Below are 19,146 nucleotides of genomic sequence, written 5' to 3' on the forward strand. Positions count from 1 at the left end.
GCCATTCGCGCCACCCGCCTCGATTGCCTTGGGCCTGGTCCTGCGCTAGGGCCGGGGCGCAATCGTGAGGTCCGCCCATGTCCCTGAACACCTTCGGTCACCTGTTCCGCGTCACCACCTGGGGCGAGAGCCATGGGCCCGCGCTGGGTGCGACGGTCGACGGGTGTCCGCCGGGGGTGCGGATCGTGGCCGAAGACATTCAGCAGTGGCTGGACAAGCGCAAGCCCGGGCAATCCAAGCATACCACGCAGCGCAAGGAACCTGACGCAGTCGAGATCCTGTCGGGGGTGTTCGAGGGGGTCAGCACCGGGACGCCGATCCAGCTGATGATCCGCAACACCGACCAGCGTTCCAAGGATTATGGCGACATCGCCGAAAAGTTCCGGCCCGGCCACGCCGACATCACCTATTGGCAGAAATACGGCGTGCGCGACTATCGCGGCGGCGGGCGGTCTTCGGCGCGGGAAACGGCGGCGCGGGTCGCGGCAGGCGGTGTGGCGCGGGCGGCTTTGGGGGTACTGGCGCCAGAGGTCCGGATCACCGGCTACATGACGGCCATGGGACCGCTCGACATCGACCGTAGCCGGTTCGACTGGGACGAGATCGCGCGCAACGATTTCTGGTGCCCCGATCCGGTCGCGGCGCAGGAATTTGCAGACCACCTCGATTGGCTGCGCAAGGATGACCACAATTCGGTCGGCGCGATCATCGAATGCGTGGCGCGCGGGGTGCCAGCGGGTCTGGGCGCGCCGATCTATGGCAAGCTCGACACCGATCTGGCGGCGGCAATGATGTCGATCAACGCGGTCAAGGGGGTCGAGGTGGGCGAAGGCATGAACGCTGCCCGCCTGACCGGGCGCGACAACGCGGACGAGATTTCGATGGGGCCGGACGGGCCGGTCTATTCATCCAATCACGCGGGCGGGATTCTGGGTGGGATCAGCACGGGGCAGGACGTGGTCGTGCGCTTTGCAGTCAAGCCGACCAGTTCGATCCTGTCGGAGCGGCGTACGATCACCCGGTCGGGTGAAGACACCACGATCATCACCAAAGGGCGGCATGACCCCTGCGTCGGCATCCGCGCCGTGCCCGTGGCCGAGGCGATGATGGCCTGTGTCGTGCTTGACCACCTGCTGCTGCATCGTGGGCAGGTCGGCGATGCGGGCGGGCGCATCGGCTCATGACAAAACGCGCGCCCCGGTCGGGACGCGCGCAATCATTGCTCCAGCGGAGGGTCAGTTGAAGGAACTGCCGACCTTCTGGCGGTCCGCCTCTGCTTTGGCGGCATCCTTGACCCGGTCGGTGGCCGATTTCAAAGACGCTTCGGTCCGCTGCATCGCTTCGTCGGCGGATGGCGTGCCTTCCTTGACACTGCGAAGCGTCTCGGCGGCGACTGCCTTTGCTTCACCGGCGGCCGCTTCGGCGACGGCACGCAGCTTGGCGCTCTCCTCTTGGAAGATTCGCTCTGCCTCGGCGACCGCGCGGTCGCGGTGCGCCCCGAGATAGGCGTCTTCCTTGCGGGTCCGGGGCAGCATCGCCCCGATCATCGCGCCGACGCCCAAGGCCAGCAGACCGCCGACCAGCGGCTGACTGATGAAGGCATCGCGTCCTGCGGCGGCATAGTCACCCGCCCGCTCGGACATCTTTTGCTGCGCGTCATAGGCTGCGGCGCGCGCGGCGATGACGCGGTCGCGGGCGATGTCGGACAGATGCTCCGTTCCATGGGCAAGGCGGTCGCGGAGGGATTCGCTGTGGGATGATGTATGGGTCATGTCGGTCCATGCTCCTTTCAACTGCGCGCCAGTATCGCGCGCTTGGTTCTTTACGTTCTGCCAGAGGTTCGTGTCGTCCTCCTCCGGCTCGAGTGCCGCGATCCGGTCGTCAAAGGACGCCATTCGGGGTTCGGCATGCCGGAACCCGCTGACGGTTTCCTGCCCGACCGGGTCGAAGGCTGGCTTCGGGGCCAAAGGACGATGGCGCGAAGCCATGTCTTCGGATGTGTCGCGGGCTTTCACCGGCCCGGCGATCAGCCAAGCAATTCCTGCCCCGGCCAAGGCAACGGCCATGGGATTCTGCTTGGCTTGGCGCATCAGGTTTTCGGCAACCTCTCCGCCGTGGTCCCGCAGATATCCCGAGGCGGTATCGATGATGGCTTCGGGGCTGAAATGGCCCTGCAGCTCGTCAAGGGAGCGGGCCAATGCGCCGCGTTCCGCTTCGATTTCGCGCTCGATTTCGTCCGTTGTGCGATCAGTCATCACAAGGTCTCCTTCACGGCATCCGCATCCCGGCGCAGGTTCTTGACCGTGCGTGTGGGGGCGAGCGAGGTCATCTTAAGGTCCTTCAACCCTTTCAGCGTCATGCCCAGCGCCAAGGCGGCGAAGGTGACACCGACGATCAAGGCGGACCATCCTGCCTCGAGGCCGAGAGCGGTGAGGCCAGCCACCAGCGCGCCTGCCAGCACGTTGAGTGCGACGAGAGCGATGATCAGCGAGGCCGCGATCAGTCCGATGGCAATACCGGCCCGACTGATGTTCTCGGAAACTTCGGCCTTGGCGAGGTCGATTTCCTTGCGGATCAGGTTCGAAATATGAGCCAGCACATCAGAAATGATGCTTGTCGTACCGCGTGCCTGGGTTTCGTCCTTCATCGCGTCACCAACATCGAAGGATCGGCAGGCCGCTTGTAGTCGGAGGTGATGACCGGATGGGTCATCTGCCGTTCGGAGGCCTTCATCATCCGGGCCGCCGCGAACCCGAGAAGGGCAGCGCCACCAAGGAACAATGCCGGATTGCGGCGGGCAAAGGTGCTCAGATCCTCGACAACGGACCCGAGATCCTTGTCGCGGATCATTTCGGCAGCCTGCGTCAGGTTGGATGCCAGATAATCGGCGGCCTGTGCCTGATAGCTGTCGTGACCGAACTCATGACCCGCATTGCGGATGTTCTCGGCGGTCTCCTCGATCCGGGATGTGGCTTGCCCTTTCAGATCCTCGACCTTTTCGTCGGCGGCATGCCGGGCTTCGTCCGCCAGATGGCTCGCCTGTTGGGCGGCTTTGTCGCGCAGCTTCGTCACCTTGTCGGCGGCGATGTCCGCAGGAGACCCAGATCCGCCGATGCTGTCACCTGCGGCATGCTTGGATCCGGATTTTGGCGTATGTGTCTTGTTGGCGGACATCTTCATCCTCCTCTAAAAATTCTGGAAATGTCGGAAAGGTCGGTCTGGTCGCCTCAGGCGACGAAGTTGACCACGGCAAGGGCAACGACAACGACGCCGATGATGTAAAAGATGCTGTGCATGGGATGCCTCCTGGGTTTCATGGGTTTGACCAAACGACGTCTTGTCGTCTGTCTCTGCCGCACTAACGCAGGTATTGTCGGATGCGTTCCATGACGGCGGTCAATTTCGCCGCAGCCGAGACAGCTGAACCGCCAGAATCCCCAAGGTGACGATCACCACACCAGCCAGGTCGAGCGCGCCAAGCCGTTCGCCCAAAAGGGCCCAGGCGATCACCACGCCAAAGAATGGGTTGAGAAAGTGGAAGGTCGCCGCCGGGGTCGCGCCGATGCGGGCCACCAGAAGAAACCAGATCCAGGTCGCGGCAAGACCGGGAATCAGAGTGGTATAGGCCAGCGCGCCGATGAGGCGGGGCGACCAGGTGACAACCCATGTCTCGAACGCGAGGCCGATGGGCAGCAGGACCGCGCTGCCGACCAGCATCTGAAGCCCGACCACCATCAAGAGGTTACCGCCGCCCGACGCGCTGCGGACCGACAACGTGGCGACGGTCAGGGCGACGACGGCCAGAATGCACAGGGCGATGCCGGTCAGGTCTGCGCCCCCTTGAAGCCGCGTCCCCATGATCAGGACCACGCCGATCGTGCCGGCCACAAGACCGACGACACCCAGGGGGCGCGTCTTTTCCGAGAAGATCACCCAATTCGCCAGCGCCACCAGAAGCGGCAGGCAGGACGCGATGATGGCGGCGAGCGATGCCTCGATCCACTGCATCGCGACGAAGTTCAGGCCCAGATAGAGCGCGTTCTGGCAGATGCCGAACACGATCACGGCGCGCCACTGCCCGCGTGTCAGGGACATGCGCTGCCCGATACCATAGGCGATCACGAGGCCGAGCGCGCCCGAAATGGCAAAGCGCAGGGACAACGACAGGATCGGCGGGGCTTCGGCGACGATGATGCGGGCGGACGTGAAGGCCGAGGACCACATCAAGGCGAACAGCAGACCGTAGAGGATTGCGCGGACGTCCATCGGACCTGCTACTTTCGATTTCCCGCACCTTTCGGCATTCGGCATCTGACGGCAAGGGGTGCGAACCCGTACGCACATGAAAAAAGGCCCACCAAGCGGGGCCTTCGTTCGTATCGTTGCGGAGTGATGCTCCGGATCGGAAACCGATCAGTTGTTGACGCTGTCTTTCAGAGCCTTGGCGATGGTCATCTTGACCACCTTGTCGGCCTCTTTCTTGAACTGCTCGCCCGTGGCGGGGTTGCGAACCATACGCTCGGGACGCTCGCGGCACATGATCTTGCCGACACCCGGCAGGGTCACGGCACCACCGCCGGATACTTCCTCGGTGATGATCTCGACGATCGCATCAAGCGCGCCGGATGCGGTCTTCTTGTCCGCGTCCATCTTTTCGGCAAGCGCTGCAACGAGCTGCGTCTTGGTCATCGGTTTGGTAGCCATGTGGTCTTCTCCCTGTTACCGTGAGGCTTCGAATTGTGGCGACCTTATCCTAGGGAGTCAGCCGGTCACAAGAATTTGTAGTGATGAAATGTGCCTGTGAGCGAGGAAAAAACGCTCAGAGGAAGGCTGTTTCCTCGAAACTGCGCAACTTCCGGCTGTGCAAGCGCTCCAAAGGCATATCCCGAAGCGATTCAACCGCCCGGATTCCGATGAGCAGATGTCGGCTGACTTGCGTCTTGTAGAAGTCCGACGCCATTCCCGGAAGCTTCAACTCGCCGTGCAGCGGCTTGTCGGAAACGCAGAGCAACGTTCCATAGGGGACGCGGAACCGAAAGCCGTTGGCGGCGATGGTCGCGCTTTCCATATCCAGCGCGACGGCCCGGCTTTGCGACAGGCGCTGCACCGGGCCCGCCTGTTCGCGCAGCTCCCAGTTGCGGTTGTCGATGGTTGCCACGGTGCCGGTCCGCATGATCCGCTTGAGCTCGTAACCCTCGAGTTCGGTCACGCTGGCCACGGCGTTTTCCAGCGCGATCTGCACCTCGGCCAGGGCGGGCACGGGCACCCAGACGGGCAGGTCGTCGTCCAGCACGTGATCTTCGCGCAGATAGGCGTGGGCCAGGACGAAATCGCCCAGGCTCTGGGAATTGCGAAGACCCGCACAATGCCCGACCATCAGCCAGACATGGGGACGCAGCACGGCGATGTGGTCGGTCGCGGTCTTGGCGTTCGACGGGCCGACACCGATGTTGACCAGCGTGATGCCCTGACCGTCCTTGCGGGTCAGGTGATAGCTGGGCATCTGCGGCATCTTGGGCGGATCGACCATTGCGCCGTCGGGGTCTTCGGCGGTCAGGCGTTGGCCTGCGGGGCCGACCAGTGCGACATAGCCCGACTCCGGATCGCGCAGGGCTTGACGGCCGTAGGCGATGAATTCGTCGACATAGAACTGGTAGTTCGTGAAGAGAACGTGGTTCTGGAAGTCGCGCGGGTCGGTCGCGGTGTAATGCGACAGGCGGGCCAGCGAATAATCCACCCGCTGGGCGGTGAAGGGGGCCAGCGGCTTGGCCCCGTCTTCGAAGGTAAAGCCCACGCCGTTGACGATGGCGTCGTTCGTCGTCTGAAGGTCGGGCACGTCGAACACGTCGCGCATCAGGAAGGGTAGAACGCCGTCCTGCGGCACGGTCAGGTCGGCATCGTTCAGCACGGCGAAGTGGATCGGGATCGGCGTCTGGGAATAGCCGACGGTCACCGGCACATCGTGCGACCGGATCAGAAGATCGATCTGCTGCGTCAGGTAATTGGCGAAGAGATCGGGCCGGGTGATCGTCGCCGCGTAATGCCCCGGCTCGGCCACATGGCCGAAGGACAGGCGGCTGTCGGTGCGCCCGTAGCTTGTCGTGGTGATCCGGATTTCGGGATAGAACGCGCGGTAGCGACAGGCAGGCATGCCGTCGCGGATCGCCTCCTGAAAGTGGGCGCGCAGATAGCCGGTCGCCGCGTCATAGAGGCGGGACAACTCGGCCACGGCATCGGCGGCGTTGTCGAAGGCGTGGTGCGCGGTGTGGTCAGGCGCGCAGATCGGGGAAAGGTCGCTTGTCATGTGCTCTCGATAAGCTCGGTCAGTTCAAATTTCGTGACATCCACAAGGCCCAGATCGCTGATCCGCAATTCGGGGATCACCACAAGGGCCAGCAGGGAATGCTGCATATAGGCGTTGTTCAGGGTGCATCCCGCCTGGCGCATCGCCTGCATCAGGGCGCTGGCCTTGGCGGCGACCTCGGCGGCGGGGCTGTCGGACATGAGGCCCGCAATCGGCAGTTCGACCAGCGCGCGTTCGCGACCCTCGGCAAAGAGCGTGACGCCGCCCCCCACCTCGCGCAGACGGTTCGCGGCCAGCGCCATATTGGCGCGGTCGGTGCCGACGACGATCATGTGGTGGCTGTCGTGCGCCACGGTCGAGGCCATGGCCATCGGGCCGGAATATCCGAAGCCCGAGACGAAGGCGTTGACCACGCCGCCTGTCGCGCGGTGCCGTTCGACCAGGGCGATCTGACAGGTGTCGCCCGTCCCTTCGATCAACCCGTCGCGCACCGGCAGGTCCCGGCTGAGCGCCTTGGTCGGCGCCTGGTTCTCGACCACGCCGATGACGCGGACGGTGGCGTCGTTGGCCCCGGGCGGGGCCGCGATCTCGAAATCCGCATCGGTCAGGTCGCGGGCCATGTTCACCGTATCACGCGCCGATCCGGGCCAATTGAGGTGCGGGCAATCGACCACCAGCTTGCCATCGAGGGCGACCGTCTGGCCCAAGGCGATCACCCGGTGGATGGGCAGCGTCGCAAGATCGGACGTCAGGATCACATCGGCGCGCCGACCGGGAGCGATGGAGCCCAGTTCACGCTCCAGCCCGAAATGGGTCGCGGTGTTGATCGTGCACATCTGAAGCGCGACCATCGGGTCACAGCCGCAAGCGACCGCATGGGTATAGACGCGGTTCATGTGCCCATCGTTGACCAGTGTGCCCGCCATGCAATCGTCGGTGCACAGGATGAAGTTGCGCGGGTCGAGGCCCTTTTCGGTGACGGCGGTGATCTGGGTTTCGACGTCATACCAGGCCGACCCGAGGCGCATCATCGACCGCATCCCCTGACGCACGCGGGCGATGGCATCCGCCTCGCAGGTGCCCTCATGATCGTCGGCCGGGCCGCCCGCCACATAGGCGTGAAAGGCGGGGCCAAGATCGGGCGAGGCATAATGCCCGCCGATGGTCTTGCCCGCACGGGCCGTCGCCGCCATCTCGGCCAGCATCTTGGGGTCGCCGTGGACCACGCCGGGGAAGTTCATCATCTCGCCCAGGCCGATGATGCCGGGCCAGGCCATCGCCTCGGCCACGTCGTCGGGCGTGATCTCGTGACCCGTGGTTTCAAGGCCGGGGGCCGAGGGCGCACAGGACGGCATCTGGACGAACATGCTGCACGGTTGCATCCGCGCCTCGTCGTGCATCAGGCGGACGCCGGGCAGGCCCAGGACATTGGCGATCTCGTGCGGGTCGGTGAACATGGCGGTGGTGCCATGGGGGATGACGGCGGCACAGAACTCGGCGGGGGTCAGCATGCCCGACTCGACGTGCATGTGGGCATCGCAGAGGCCGGGGATGGCAAATAGACCCTCGGCCTCGATCACCTCGGTTTCGGGACCGATGCAATGGCTGGCGTCCGGGCCGACATAGGCAAATCGGCCATGGGCGATGGCGATCTGCCAGTTCAGGATTTCGCGGGTGTGGACGTTGGCCACCTTCGCGCCGCGAATGACCGTCGTCGCGCTGGCCCGTCCGGCAGCGATGGCGATCAGGTCGGCGGCAACTTCGGGCCAGGAGGGGAGGGTCTCGGGCGACATGGCGAAGGGTGTCACGGGCTGGCGACGGGTGCAAGCTGGACCGGGGGCGGATTCGACCGCATCGCGGGAACCGGCGGGCCCCTGTCGGGCGTTGACCCGCATGAGTGATCCCGACCTCATCTATTATCCCGATGACCGCCCCGGCATTTCCCGCCGGAGGGCCGGACGCGGCTGGTCCTATCGGGCCGCCGACGGCACCACCATCGACGACACAACCGAGCGGGACCGGATCGAGTCGCTCGCCGTGCCGCCTGCCTATGAGAACGTCTGGATCAGTCCGGAACATCGCGGCCATCTTCAGGCGACCGGCTATGACGCGCGGGCGCGCAAGCAGTACCGGTATCACGCGGACTGGTCGGAATGGCGGGCCTTGCGGAAATACGACGACCTTCCGGCCTTCGGTGCCGCGCTCCCCGCACTCCGCCGTCGCGTGGTCCGGGCCCTTGGCGGTGAAGCTGGCGAGCGGGATTTCGCGATTGCCGCGATCCTGCGCCTGATCGACAGGACGTCGATCCGGATCGGCTCTGAAATCTACCGGGCCGAAAACGGGACCGAGGGGGCAACCACCCTGCGGTCGCGCAATCTGCGCAGCGGCGAGGGGGGCCTTCGCCTCGACTGGCGGGCCAAGGGCGGAAAACGGGTCCGGCGGCAGCTGTCGGATCGCACCCTGATGCGGGCGCTGCACGATCTGGCCGACTTGCCCGGCGCGCCCCTGTTCGAATGGATCGAGGGCGACGCGCGGCACACTGTTCAGGCCGATCAGGTGAACGACTGGTTGCGCGATGCGACCGGTCTGGACACGGCGACCGCCAAGACCTTTCGCACCTGGAACGGATCGGTTGCGGCCCTTGCCCGTGCGTTGGACATAGGTCCCGGCGTCACGATCAAGGCCATGTCCGAGGCGGCGGCGGAGGCCTTGCACAACACGCCGACCATCGCGCGGACGTCGTATATCCACCCCGACGTCATCGATCTGGCCGAAACCTGGCGCGACCCGAAGGTGCCGGAAGGCCCGACTGGCCTGCGGCAGGCGGAACGGGCGCTTCTGAAGCTGCTAGGTTAGATAGGGCAGGTCGCCCACCAACCCGATCCGGTTGAAGACCCAGTAGGTCCCGATTGCCGCAATGATCAACGACCCCGGAATGACGATGGCCTTGCGGTAGAACGGTTTTGACCCGAAGGGCAGGCCGAGGAGCAGGAAGGCGGTGGCGATGACGGCAAGCTGTCCGATCTCGACCCCGATGTTGAACGAAATCAGGCTGGCCACGAAATGCTGACCCAGGCCGAATTCCGACAGCACCGATGCAAACCCCAGACCGTGCAGGAGACCGAACCCGAAGACCACGGCAATGCGCGGCCAGCCGATCTCCTTTTTCGGCCCGCCGATCACGTTCTCGACCGCGATCCAGACGATGCTGAGCGCGATCAGCGTTTCAATGATCCACATGGTCGGCTGGACATAGCCGAGGGTAGCCAGGGCCAACGTCACGGTATGCGCGGCAGTAAAGGCCGTCACCTGCCAGAGCATGGGCCGCCAGGCGAGCGCATAGAAGAAGAGACCCAGGACGAACAGGATGTGATCGAGGCCCTTGGGAATGATGTGGTCGAAGCCCGACACGACATAGCGCGCGATCACCTGTCCCAGGGTCTGCTCGGCCACCCCTTCGCGCGGCATGGCATCGGTCATGGCGCCGCCGGTCAGATAGGCGTCATAGCTGCTCTCGCCGTCCCCCTGCCGCACGATCAACCCGCCGAGCGAGGCGTCCCAGCCGAAGACGACCGGCGTTCCGTCATCCGGAAGATCGGCGGTAAGGGTCAAACTGCTGTCACGCCGCACCTCCACATCGCCCACGTCGGGGATGTCGATTTCGCCCAGGACGATGGGCAAGTCGGTGTCGCCTGCCCGCAGGGTGATCTGCTCTGCGATGCCGGGCCAGGCCTCGGTCAGGGCCGTGCTCAGCTCGGCCGGGGGAAGGGCGCGCAGGCGGTCGTGAAACCCCGCAAGGGGCGAGTCGTTCGTGTCGGTTATTTCGTCAAGGTTCAGCCCCGCGATCAATGGCTCGATCGCCGTGGTAAGGGTGATCGTGACCTCGCTTTCGGTGATGATGACATCCGAAACAGAGGGCTGCACCTCATGTGCCGAAACCGTGACGGCCCCGACCATTGACAAGACGGCGGCAAGGGCCACCCTGATCGCAACCCGCAGGAGAGAGAACATGACACGCCTTTCCAAGTTTACCATCATGGCAATGTGCATGATCGGCGCGCCGCTTCAAGCGCATGAATTCTGGATCGAGGCCGAGGACTACACCGCGGCGAGTGGCACGACCGTCTCGGCAACGTTCCGCAACGGCCAGGAACTCTCCGGTGCCGTCCTCAGCTATATCCCCGCCCGGTCGGCGCGATTCGACATGGTTGTGGGCCAAGAGGTGGTGCCGGTTTCAAGCCGCATCGGCAACAACCCCGCCTTTCAGGTCGCGGGCCTGCCCGATGGCCTGCTGACCGTCATTCAGGAGACGACGGCGCAGACCCTGGTCTACAGCGAATGGGAAAAATGGGTGAAATTCACTGAACACAAGGATTTCACCTTTGCGCAGCAGGCCCACATCGACCGCGGCTTGCCGCAAGAGGGCTTCAAGGAAAGCTATCTGCGATATGCGAAGGCCCTTATTGCCGTGGGCGATGGCGCCGGATCGGATGCCCGGCGCGGTCTGCGGGCCGAGATCGTGGCAGGGGCCAACCCCTATACCGACGATCTGAGCGGTGGTTTGCCCGTGCAGGTTTTCTTTGACGACGCGCCCAAGGCGAATGCCCAGGTCGAGATGTTCGCCAAGGCCCCGAACGGAGAGGTGGAGGTCACATTGCATCGCACCGATGCGGACGGCCGCGTGACGCTGCCGGTGGTGGCCGGCCACGAATACCTGCTGGATTCGGTCACCGTCTTGCCGGTGGAGCCCGCCCTCGAAGGCGATCCGGTGTGGCAGACGCATTGGGCCGCGTTGACCTTCGCGGTGCCGCAGTAGTAAGCGGTTCGGGTCATTCTCCGGAGGATCCCATGGACAAGTTCGACAAAATCACCGGCGTTGCCGCCCCTCTGCCGCTGATCAACATCGACACCGACATGATCATCCCCAAGCAGTTCCTCAAGACGATCAAGCGGTCGGGTCTCGGGGTGAACCTGTTCGACGAGATGCGCTATGGCGACGACGGCGCCGAATTGCCGGACTTCGTCCTAAACCAGCCGGCCTATCGCAACGCGCAGATTCTGATTGCGGGCGACAATTTCGGCTGCGGCTCCAGCCGGGAGCATGCGCCCTGGGCCCTGCTCGACTTCGGCATCCGTGTGGTCGTGGCGCCCAGTTTCGCGGACATCTTCTATAACAACTGCTTCAAGAACGGCATTCTGCCCATTGCCCTGCCGCAGGATCAGGTCGACGCGCTCATGGAAGATGCCCGCAACGGCGAGAATGCGCGCATCACCGTCGATCTGGAGGCGCAAACCATCAGCGGCACCGACGGCACGACCTATGCCTTCGACGTCGACGCCTTCAAGAAGCATTGTCTGCTCAACGGGTTGGACGACATCGGGCTGACCATGGAGAAGGCCGCTTCGATCGATACCTTCGAGGCGAAGCTGGCACAGGACAGACCCTGGGTCTGACGTCAAGAACTTTAACATCCCATCGTAAATATTTGATTTTGCAAACCCTTCCCATGATTTGGGGAGGGTTTGCGGCTTTCTGGGCACACAAAACCGCTCAGGGCTTTTCGTTAGAACCCAGAAGGTTGCGGGGCGAAGTTAAACAAGGCAGGTTCAGGGCAAGAATGAGGCAGTCGCCCCAACGAGGGCAACAAGACAAACAAGGTCCCGCAACAGGGATCGACCGACAAGGATCGACAGGCAGTGATTTCGCAGCTCCCAGGTGCGTGCATTCGTGCATTCCTCGTGGCCGTGATGGTTTTGACACCATCGCTGCTGCTGCCTGCGGGCGACCAGCAAGTGACGGATGCTGCCGTTCTGATTGCCCTGTTTGCCGCCCTGTTCGTCATCGTCGAATACGGGTCGACCTATCCGGGTCTCGTCGAATTCCGGGGCGCGCCGCCGTTTAACCGGGTGCGCTTCGGTATCCTGTTCCTGACGCTGACCCTGATCGCTCTGGCCGAAAGCGAGGCCTGGGATTCGTCGGTGTTGTCGCGGCTGGTGATGGCGGTCGGCGTTCTTCTGGGTCAATCGACCGACTTCCCCTTCAGCCCGGTGCGCCTGGTTATGTGGCTTCTGCCCGAAGGCACCACGCTGACCGAAGCGCGATCGGTTCGTGCCGCGGCGGGCCTCGCCTATCTGGTCAGCCTTGTGGGTCTGACCGTCTTCGCGATCATGATCCGCCTGCGCGGCTGGCCATCGCCCACGGGAACGTTCAACGTCTGGATCAACCTGCCGACCTTCGATCCGACCGCCGGGGCGGATGTGGTCAAGCGACTGAACCGCGACGGCAGCGTTAACATTCTGTTAGGCCTTTTGCTGCCATATCTGACACCGCCGCTCGCCGTCTTCATCGCGCGGTCCTACGGGGTCTCGATGCTCGAAAGCCCGTTGATGATGACCTGGGTGATGACGCTATGGGCCTTCTTTCCGGCATCGCTGTTCCTGCGCGGCATCGCGATGCGCAGGCTCGCCCTCATGATCTCGCAGAAGCGTCGCCGCTTCGCCAACCCCGACGGCATCCCCGATCCGGCCTTCTTGCCGGCCTGATCTGGCTGGTCTGCGCGACCTGCGCCGCGCCGGACACATTTCGTTTCGCCACTTTCGACACCGGGCTGGGGCGCAAGGGTCCGGGTCTGATGCTGCGCGACCTGCAATCGGGCCGCGACGACCAGGCCGAAGCCGCGCTGGCCGTCATTCTGGCCGCGCGGGCCGATGTGATCCTTCTGGCGGATGTCGACTGGGATCTGGACGGTGTCGGTCTGACCGCGCTGACCGATCGTCTGCGCGATGGCGGGTTGGACTATCCCTATCGCGTCGCGCTTCGTCCCAATTCCGGCCTGCCGTCAGGCGTCGATCTGGATGGCAACGGGGTGGCGCACGAGGCGCGGGATGCGCTGGGCTATGGGTGGTTCACGGGCGACAGCGGTCTGGCGATCCTGTCGCGCCTGCCGCTGGATGAGATCGACGACCGCAGCGCCGTCCTCTGGTCCAGCCGGTCTGATGCCGCGGATGTCCTGCCCGAGGCGGCGCGCGCCGTTGTGCCGCTGGCCACCACCGCCCAATGGGTCGTTCCCGTTCAGATCGGCGGGACGCGTCTGACGCTGATCACGATGGCGGCCGGAACGCCCGTTTTTGACGGACCCGAGGACAGGAACGGTCTGCGCAACGCGGATGAATTGCGATGGATCGCCGAATTGGCAGAGGATGCGGCGCTGCCGCTGGTGCTTGGCCGCGCGAACCTTGACCCCGACCGGGGCGAGGGGGATCGCGCGGCGTTGCTATCCCTTCTGACACACCCGAAACTGGTTGATCCGATGCCGGAAAGTGCCAGCGCTGGCCGCGCGACCGTCGTCTGGGACAGTGTGGGGCCGATGCGCGTCGATTATGTCCTGCCGCCGCGCGGTCTTGGGGTGGTCAGCGCCGGGGTGATCTGGCCCGATGCGAGCGACCCCCTGGCGCAGATGGTCGAGCGTGCGGGCCCCGGTCGGTTGGTCTGGGTGGATGTGGCCATTCCTTGACGCCCGAAGTCTCTCCGCTTAACGCCGGAGGCAAGGTAAATCGAAAGGCCCGGACATATGGCAAACCCCTCTCTCTTGATCCTTCCCGGTGACGGTATCGGTCCCGAAGTCATGGCGCAGGTGCGCCGGGTGATCGACTGGTTCGGTGCCAATCGGGATCTGGCCTTTGACGTGTCCGAGGATCTGGTCGGCGGTGCTGCCTATGACAAGCACGGCACGCCGCTGCACGACGACACCATGGCCCGCGCCCAGGAAGTGGACGCCGTCCTGCTCGGGGCCGTTGGGGGCCCGAAGTACGACGATCTGGATTTCTCGGTGAAGCCGGAGCGGGGCCTCCTGCGTCTGCGCAAGGAGATGGACCTGTTCTCGAACCTGCGCCCGGCGCAGTGTTTCGACGCGCTGGCCGATTTCTCCTCGCTCAAGAAGGACGTGGTTGCGGGTCTCGACATCATGATCGTGCGCGAACTGACCAGCGGCGTCTATTTCGGCGAACCCCGGGGTATCCACAAGGAAGGCAACGAGCGGGTCGGCATCAACACGCAGCGCTACACCGAGAGCGAGATCGCCCGCGTCGCCCGTTCGGCATTCGAATTGGCGCGCAAGCGGTCGAACAAAGTCTGCTCGATGGAGAAGGCCAACGTGATGGAATCGGGCATCCTGTGGCGGCAGGTCGTTCAGGAAATCCACGATGCGGAATACCCGGATGTGGAGCTGAGCCACATGTATGCCGATAACGGCGCGATGCAGCTGGTCCGCGCACCCAAGCAGTTCGATGTCATCGTCACCGACAACCTGTTCGGCGATGTCCTGTCGGATTGCGCCGCGATGCTGACCGGGTCGCTTGGCATGCTGCCGTCCGCCTCGCTCGGCCTGCCGATGGCGAACGGGCGGCCCAAGGCTCTCTATGAGCCGGTCCACGGTTCCGCCCCCGACATCACGGGGCAGGGCAAGGCGAACCCGATCGCCTGTATCCTCAGCTTTGCGATGGCGCTGCGCTACTCCTTCGACGAAGGCGAGAATGCCGACCTGCTGGAAGGTGCCGTTCAAAAGGTTCTGGCCGACGGCGTCCGCACCGCCGACCTGATGGGCCCCGAGGGTGGCTCGCCCGTCTCGACCACGGAAATGGGTGACGCCATCCTGGCCGCGCTCGACGCCGCCTGACCTGACATATCTTCCGTGGCGCCTCTGGGAGGAGGGCGCCGCGGCACACGATTCGACGGAGAACCACGATGCCAGACAGATCCTCCCCGCTTTCTGGAATTCTGCTCGCGCTGTTGGCCTTTGCGCTGTTTTCGACCCATGACATTGCCGTCAAGATGCTGGGCGGCGGCTATGCGGTCTTCCAGATCGTGTTCATCAGCGTCCTTCTGACCTTCCCTCTGGTCGTCTTCCTTCTCCTGCGCGACAGCGAGCCGGGGACGTTGTTGCCGCGACATCCCTATTGGTCGGCGCTGCGGACGGTCGCCGCCGTCATCACCGGGTTCGGGGCCTTCTATGCCTTTTCCGTCCTGCCACTTGCGCAGGTCTATGCGATGATCTTCGCCTCTCCGCTTCTCATCACGCTCCTTGCGATCCCGATTCTGGGCGAGAAGGTGGGCCTTCATCGCGGCGGTGCCTGCGTTGTGGGGCTTCTGGGCGTTCTCGTCGTGCTGCGCCCCGGCGGAGAAGACGGGTTGGAGTTGCAACTGGGCCATGTCGCGGCGCTGGTGGCGGCGTTCACCGGCGCGCTGGCCTCGGTCATCGTGCGCAAGATCGGGCGGGATGAGCGGCCCGCCGTCCTGATGCTCTATCCGATGATGGCGAACTTCGCGATCATGGGGATGTTGCTGCCCTTCGTCTATAAACCCATGCCGCTGCCCGATCTGGGCCTCTGGGCGATGATGGCGGGTCTCGCCTTCGTCGCGGGCCTTTGCCTGATCCATGCCTACCGGCGGACGGACGCCGTCCTGGTGGCGCCGATGCAATACAGTCAGATCCTCTGGGCCGCGCTCTATGGCTGGCTCTTCTTCGACGAGACGATCGACATGGGCACGGCGCTTGGGTCGGCGATCATCATCGCCTCGGGTCTCTACATCGTCTTCCGCGAGGGGCGTGGCGGATCGCGCAATTCGCCGGTTTTGCGCACCCGGTCCCGGCCCGAGACGGGGACCGGAATGCGCGTCTCTCCGATGCTGACGGACGAGGAGAGGATGGTTCCGAAGGACCAGCGCTGAGGTCCGGGCGATCCATTTGCCCTTGCCACGTCTGGGCCGTCTCGGTATGTGCCGCTCTGTCGATCGCGTTGTCCGACGGTCCCGGTTTCGGGGCGTGGAAACGGCGCGGTTTTCGGAACGGTCGGGCAGTGGCGCAGCCTGGTAGCGCACCTGCTTCGGGAGCAGGGGGTCGGAGGTTCGAATCCTCTCTGCCCGACCAACCGAGACAAACGCCGATCACAGGCCTGTGGTTATCGCCCCGATCAGCCAGTCACCGTTGGCATTCCGATAGAAGACCACCGGAAACTGGTCATATCGATTGCTGCCCTCGGGCAGAAGCTCCCAGGCGATCGGGTCAGGACGGATTCGGACCAGCCGATTGTCCGCCATGAATTGCAGCGATACATCCTGCAGTTCGGTCAGGAACTTCAGTGGTTGCAGGATCGCGCCATCGGGCCGCGTCGGGGCAAAGCGCGCCAATCCCTGGTCCGAAGCCTCGACAAAGGCGCGGGCATCAGGCTGCGAAGTCAACACCTTTGCCATCCGGGTCCAGACCGCCTCCGATGCCTTGAGCACGGCCTCGCCGTCGCCCCGCGCGATCAGGCCATGGATTCCCTGGTAAGCCAGGAGCAATTCGGCACGCATTTCCGGCGTATCCCGAAGTTGTACGGCGTCTTCGGACCAGTGAAAGGGGGGAATAGCATCGTCATCCAGGGTGAAATCGACGTCGAGGCGAAAGCCCCCGATCTTCTGCCCCGACCGCAGGACGAATGGTTTGTCGGGCGCAAGCTCGCTCAGCCGGTATTTGCCGTCGCTGCGGATCAGCGGCTGGCTCAGGATGCGGTCGGTGCCGACCATCGTCGTTGCGACGTCGACGAAGGCCCCTTCGGTGGCATCGTAGCGCAGATGCACAGCGTCGACGAACTGAACGGCGCGTGTGGCAAAGTCGAGCCGGTCGATGGCGATCTCGATCTCGACTCCGTCGCGCAGCTCGAATTGAAATTCACCCGTAACGGGATCGCGACCCGTGAGCGGCGAAAACAACAGTGACAGTGTATTCTGTCCCGGCTGCACCTCGGTCGCGATGCTACCGTTCGACGATGCCAGGTCGACTTGCCCGTTCTCGCGCACGAACATGTCATTGACGCGAAGAGACCAGGCGACATTCAGGGTGGAGATCCGGGCGTAATACCCATGATCGAGGTTCTGGGCCATGGCGGGTCCCTTCAGGAGCGTGAGAACGAGGATGAGCGCGGCAAGCGCGCAGGTGACGGTGGCATTCGTCAGTAATCTTCCCATTGGGTTTCCTCGGGTCGGAATATGGGCCAGGATTCAGTTCCCGTATCATAGGGAGCCATAGCGCGCAGCCTTTGCATCATCCTGGAATCCTGGTCGGAGTCGTGAATTTCGCTCGCGACTTGGTCGTAGAGGTCAGCGGCGTTCTCCTCCAGCTCGACCTCGCCCGCGAACCGGACGACATCCTCTCCGAAACCGCCACTTTCGGTGCTGATCCCGGCGTCGACATAGGCACGCAGGGTGATGACGACGCCCTCGAACTTGTACTTCTTCTGGCGCCGACCTTCATGCATCCGCATCTCCCAAGTCCAGGACGTATGTGCCGACGCAGCGGCCCCGGCTTTGGCGTGAAACACCCAGACTTTCGCTTCGAGGTGGATGCCGATGGCGACGATGGCCCGAAGTCGCAGGGCGCCCCCGAATGTCTGCGTGATGCCCGCAAAGGCCGCCGCCATATCCCCGACGGCCGGAATCGTGATCGTCGCACCGCTGTCGACCGAATGGGTCAATGTGCCGGTGGCGGCCAGTTCCAGATAGGCGTCCAGACGGCCATTGACGTGTTCGCCCCTCGCCATCAGGCTGCGTGCCCGGCGGATCGCCTGGGCACCGGGTCCGGTGAACATCATGGCCAACGCATCGATGAAATCGATCCGGCCGGACACCCCAAGCGAGAGGGTCGACGTCATCGTTCCGATCCGGAGGCTGAGATCGGGGCTGTTGCCCTTGGACATCAGCAGGAAGCCGGTCGTGTCGAACACAAGCGCCTTGGTGAGTGTCAAACCTGATGCAAACTGGCCCAGGTCGTATCTGCGCCGGTCCTGCGTGTTGCCGACGGCGACATAGTGGTCGAGCCTTTCGATGATGCTTGCCATTGTGCCGATCAGACCGGGGGCATTCTTGTCATCGTCCGATTGCAGCGCACTGCCTGTGCTTGTCGTGCCACCGGCCTTGCCCTTCGCTTCGAAGGTGATGTTGCCGTACTGACCGCTCAGGTTGCCCTTGGCCTCTGCGGCTGCACTGACGCCGCCGGTGGTGAAGCTGATGCGCGTGGCCAGCTCGACCTTCCCGGACAGGCGTGCCATCGGGACGGCCATGACCGACAGGCTGGTCGCCATGGGGCCGTCGGTGACGCATTGGAACGGCTCGAACCGGCCTTCAGGCATACCGCGCCGCGCCCGGCCCAAGGCCATGATCGCGTCGAAGGCGAAAAGCGCATAGAGGACTTCTTCGGGAACATAGTTGCGCAGCGCCAAAACAGTATTGAAGCCCTGTGCATCGCCGATGCTGACTTCCTTGCTCTTGGCCGAAATGCTCCGGGTGCCGTCGGCCAGGTTCGCGGTCTGGATATTCGGCACGCCCGACCGGTTCACCTGACAGTTCTGGCCTTCCCACGCGACGTCGACCTTGCCGACCAGGTGATTGCCTTCCATCTCGGCGGCGATGACCAACATCCGGGTCTGATTGTTCTGCGGGGGCCAGTGCAATTTGCGTGTGCCGTTGTCCGAGTCGGTAATCGTCCCGCCTTTGAAGCAGCAGGGTTGCCCTGCCTCGCAGACGGGGCAGGCAACCGCGAAGGCCGGATCGAACACACCATCACCGTCCAGGTCCGGGATCGGGATCGGGCTATAGGCCAAGGCCTCGTTTCCACCGGCCAGGTAATTCTGCTCGATCACGCCAAGCCGGTAGTCATCGTTCGGCGCGTCGCGGCCGCCGATCTGACGGAGAACGGTGCTGGCGTCATGGCTCGACGCGAAACGCTCGGGATGGTTTTCGAGAAGATAGCGGTAGTCATCTACCGTCGGTGTGTAAGTGGTCATCTCAAATCGCTTTGCTGGTCTGA

At 64.0% G+C, this 19,146-nt stretch carries 18 protein-coding genes and 1 tRNA gene; 9 read left to right on the top strand and 10 right to left on the bottom strand.

Annotated features, from left to right (window positions below):
- The first annotated feature begins 77 nt into the window (after positions 1-77).
- Entirely contained in the window at positions 78-1,184 is a 1,107-nt protein-coding gene (gene aroC, locus BM002_RS16435; RefSeq protein WP_092783772.1) for a chorismate synthase, read from the top strand.
- Between the two features lie 51 nt (positions 1,185-1,235).
- Here aroC and BM002_RS16440 read toward each other — a convergent pair whose 3' ends face one another.
- The 7 genes from BM002_RS16440 to BM002_RS16470 all read right to left on the bottom strand — a co-directional run bounded on the left by BM002_RS16440 (position 1,236) and on the right by BM002_RS16470 (position 8,097).
- Positions 1,236-2,255, bottom strand: coding sequence for a DUF3618 domain-containing protein (locus BM002_RS16440; RefSeq protein WP_092783775.1), 1,020 nt, complete (start codon positions 2,253-2,255; stop codon positions 1,236-1,238).
- Positions 2,255-2,647: a phage holin family protein gene (locus tag BM002_RS16445; RefSeq protein WP_092783778.1), complete on the bottom strand. Its 393-nt coding sequence runs from the start codon at positions 2,645-2,647 to the stop codon at positions 2,255-2,257. The genes BM002_RS16440 and BM002_RS16445 overlap by 1 nt, the downstream gene beginning before the upstream one ends.
- Positions 2,644-3,174 (bottom strand): hypothetical protein, encoded by a 531-nt coding sequence (locus BM002_RS16450; protein ID WP_139212402.1) that lies wholly within the window; start codon positions 3,172-3,174, stop codon positions 2,644-2,646. Before BM002_RS16450 ends, BM002_RS16445 begins: the two co-directional genes overlap by 4 nt.
- Before the next feature lie 222 nt (positions 3,175-3,396).
- Positions 3,397-4,266 carry a DMT family transporter gene (locus BM002_RS16455; protein ID WP_092783784.1) on the bottom strand — a complete coding sequence of 290 codons (870 nt, stop codon included), beginning with the start codon at positions 4,264-4,266 and terminating at the stop codon, positions 3,397-3,399.
- 147 nt (positions 4,267-4,413) lie between these two features.
- Positions 4,414-4,704 (bottom strand): HU family DNA-binding protein, encoded by a 291-nt coding sequence (locus tag BM002_RS16460; protein WP_092783788.1) that lies wholly within the window; start codon positions 4,702-4,704, stop codon positions 4,414-4,416.
- 115 nt (positions 4,705-4,819) lie between these two features.
- Positions 4,820-6,304 carry an AMP nucleosidase gene (locus tag BM002_RS16465; RefSeq protein ID WP_092783791.1) on the bottom strand — a complete coding sequence of 495 codons (1,485 nt, stop codon included), beginning with the start codon at positions 6,302-6,304 and terminating at the stop codon, positions 4,820-4,822.
- Entirely contained in the window at positions 6,301-8,097 is a 1,797-nt protein-coding gene (locus tag BM002_RS16470) for an adenine deaminase (protein WP_092783977.1), read from the bottom strand. Before BM002_RS16470 ends, BM002_RS16465 begins: the two co-directional genes overlap by 4 nt.
- Positions 8,098-8,197: 100 nt before the next feature.
- Between BM002_RS16470 and BM002_RS16475 the strand changes: the two genes are divergently transcribed.
- On the top strand, positions 8,198-9,160 hold the full coding sequence (locus BM002_RS16475) for a DNA topoisomerase IB (protein ID WP_092783794.1): 963 nt from the start codon (positions 8,198-8,200) through the stop codon (positions 9,158-9,160).
- Here the strand turns inward: BM002_RS16475 and BM002_RS16480 are convergent.
- Entirely contained in the window at positions 9,152-10,315 is a 1,164-nt protein-coding gene (locus BM002_RS16480; RefSeq protein ID WP_092783797.1) for a HupE/UreJ family protein, read from the bottom strand. The genes BM002_RS16475 and BM002_RS16480 overlap by 9 nt on opposite strands.
- Between BM002_RS16480 and BM002_RS16485 the strand changes: the two genes are divergently transcribed.
- From BM002_RS16485 to BM002_RS16515, 7 genes are all read left to right on the top strand, one after another.
- On the top strand, positions 10,314-11,120 hold the full coding sequence (locus BM002_RS16485) for a DUF4198 domain-containing protein (protein WP_092783800.1): 807 nt from the start codon (positions 10,314-10,316) through the stop codon (positions 11,118-11,120). The two genes, BM002_RS16480 and BM002_RS16485, sit on opposite strands and share 2 nt — an antisense overlap.
- Positions 11,121-11,152: 32 nt before the next feature.
- Entirely contained in the window at positions 11,153-11,758 is a 606-nt protein-coding gene (leuD, locus tag BM002_RS16490; protein ID WP_092783803.1) for a 3-isopropylmalate dehydratase small subunit, read from the top strand.
- Positions 11,759-12,052: 294 nt separating this feature from the next.
- Positions 12,053-12,847, top strand: coding sequence for a hypothetical protein (locus tag BM002_RS16495; RefSeq protein ID WP_245749298.1), 795 nt, complete (start codon positions 12,053-12,055; stop codon positions 12,845-12,847).
- Between the two features lie 89 nt (positions 12,848-12,936).
- Positions 12,937-13,818: an endonuclease/exonuclease/phosphatase family protein gene (locus tag BM002_RS16500; RefSeq protein ID WP_175484931.1), complete on the top strand. Its 882-nt coding sequence runs from the start codon at positions 12,937-12,939 to the stop codon at positions 13,816-13,818.
- Positions 13,819-13,875: 57 nt separating this feature from the next.
- Positions 13,876-14,979 carry a 3-isopropylmalate dehydrogenase gene (leuB, locus tag BM002_RS16505; protein ID WP_092783809.1) on the top strand — a complete coding sequence of 368 codons (1,104 nt, stop codon included), beginning with the start codon at positions 13,876-13,878 and terminating at the stop codon, positions 14,977-14,979.
- A gap of 68 nt (positions 14,980-15,047) precedes the next feature.
- The gene (locus BM002_RS16510; RefSeq protein ID WP_092783812.1) at positions 15,048-16,031 is read left to right on the top strand and encodes a DMT family transporter; all 984 of its coding nucleotides are present in this window, start codon (positions 15,048-15,050) and stop codon (positions 16,029-16,031) included.
- 122 nt (positions 16,032-16,153) lie between these two features.
- Positions 16,154-16,230, top strand: a tRNA-Pro gene (locus BM002_RS16515).
- 17 nt (positions 16,231-16,247) lie between these two features.
- Here the strand turns inward: BM002_RS16515 and BM002_RS16520 are convergent.
- A complete protein-coding gene (locus BM002_RS16520; RefSeq protein WP_092783815.1) occupies positions 16,248-17,309 on the bottom strand; it encodes a hypothetical protein in 1,062 nt (353 codons plus the stop codon).
- Complete coding sequence (locus tag BM002_RS16525) at positions 17,294-19,123, bottom strand: hypothetical protein (RefSeq protein ID WP_092783818.1); 1,830 nt, start codon at positions 19,121-19,123, stop codon at positions 17,294-17,296. Before BM002_RS16525 ends, BM002_RS16520 begins: the two co-directional genes overlap by 16 nt.
- Between the last annotated feature and the right edge of the window lie 23 nt (positions 19,124-19,146).

It is taken from the genome of Jannaschia pohangensis, assembly GCF_900113875.1.
In the GTDB taxonomy this organism is placed as follows: Bacteria; Pseudomonadota; Alphaproteobacteria; order Rhodobacterales; family Rhodobacteraceae; genus Jannaschia; species Jannaschia pohangensis.

Bases quoted from the DNA above. Each gene is read 5' to 3' on its own strand.
- BM002_RS16465 (WP_092783791.1), bottom strand. From the start codon at position 6,304: ATGACAAGCGACCTTTCCCCGATCTGCGCGCCTGACCACACCGCGCAC.
- BM002_RS16510 (WP_092783812.1), top strand. From the start codon at position 15,048: ATGCCAGACAGATCCTCCCCGCTTTCTGGAATTCTGCTCGCGCTGTTG.
- BM002_RS16455 (WP_092783784.1), bottom strand. From the start codon at position 4,266: ATGGACGTCCGCGCAATCCTCTACGGTCTGCTGTTCGCCTTGATGTGG.
- BM002_RS16485 (WP_092783800.1), top strand. From the start codon at position 10,314: ATGACACGCCTTTCCAAGTTTACCATCATGGCAATGTGCATGATCGGC.
- BM002_RS16520 (WP_092783815.1), bottom strand. From the start codon at position 17,309: ATGGGAAGATTACTGACGAATGCCACCGTCACCTGCGCGCTTGCCGCG.
- BM002_RS16460 (WP_092783788.1), bottom strand. From the start codon at position 4,704: ATGGCTACCAAACCGATGACCAAGACGCAGCTCGTTGCAGCGCTTGCC.
- BM002_RS16440 (WP_092783775.1), bottom strand. From the start codon at position 2,255: ATGACTGATCGCACAACGGACGAAATCGAGCGCGAAATCGAAGCGGAA.
- BM002_RS16445 (WP_092783778.1), bottom strand. From the start codon at position 2,647: ATGAAGGACGAAACCCAGGCACGCGGTACGACAAGCATCATTTCTGAT.
- BM002_RS16525 (WP_092783818.1), bottom strand. From the start codon at position 19,123: ATGACCACTTACACACCGACGGTAGATGACTACCGCTATCTTCTCGAA.
- aroC (WP_092783772.1), top strand. From the start codon at position 78: ATGTCCCTGAACACCTTCGGTCACCTGTTCCGCGTCACCACCTGGGGC.
- BM002_RS16480 (WP_092783797.1), bottom strand. From the start codon at position 10,315: ATGTTCTCTCTCCTGCGGGTTGCGATCAGGGTGGCCCTTGCCGCCGTC.
- leuD (WP_092783803.1), top strand. From the start codon at position 11,153: ATGGACAAGTTCGACAAAATCACCGGCGTTGCCGCCCCTCTGCCGCTG.
- BM002_RS16475 (WP_092783794.1), top strand. From the start codon at position 8,198: ATGAGTGATCCCGACCTCATCTATTATCCCGATGACCGCCCCGGCATT.
- leuB (WP_092783809.1), top strand. From the start codon at position 13,876: ATGGCAAACCCCTCTCTCTTGATCCTTCCCGGTGACGGTATCGGTCCC.
- BM002_RS16500 (WP_175484931.1), top strand. From the start codon at position 12,937: ATGCTGCGCGACCTGCAATCGGGCCGCGACGACCAGGCCGAAGCCGCG.
- BM002_RS16450 (WP_139212402.1), bottom strand. From the start codon at position 3,174: ATGTCCGCCAACAAGACACATACGCCAAAATCCGGATCCAAGCATGCC.
- BM002_RS16495 (WP_245749298.1), top strand. From the start codon at position 12,053: ATGGTTTTGACACCATCGCTGCTGCTGCCTGCGGGCGACCAGCAAGTG.
- BM002_RS16470 (WP_092783977.1), bottom strand. From the start codon at position 8,097: ATGTCGCCCGAGACCCTCCCCTCCTGGCCCGAAGTTGCCGCCGACCTG.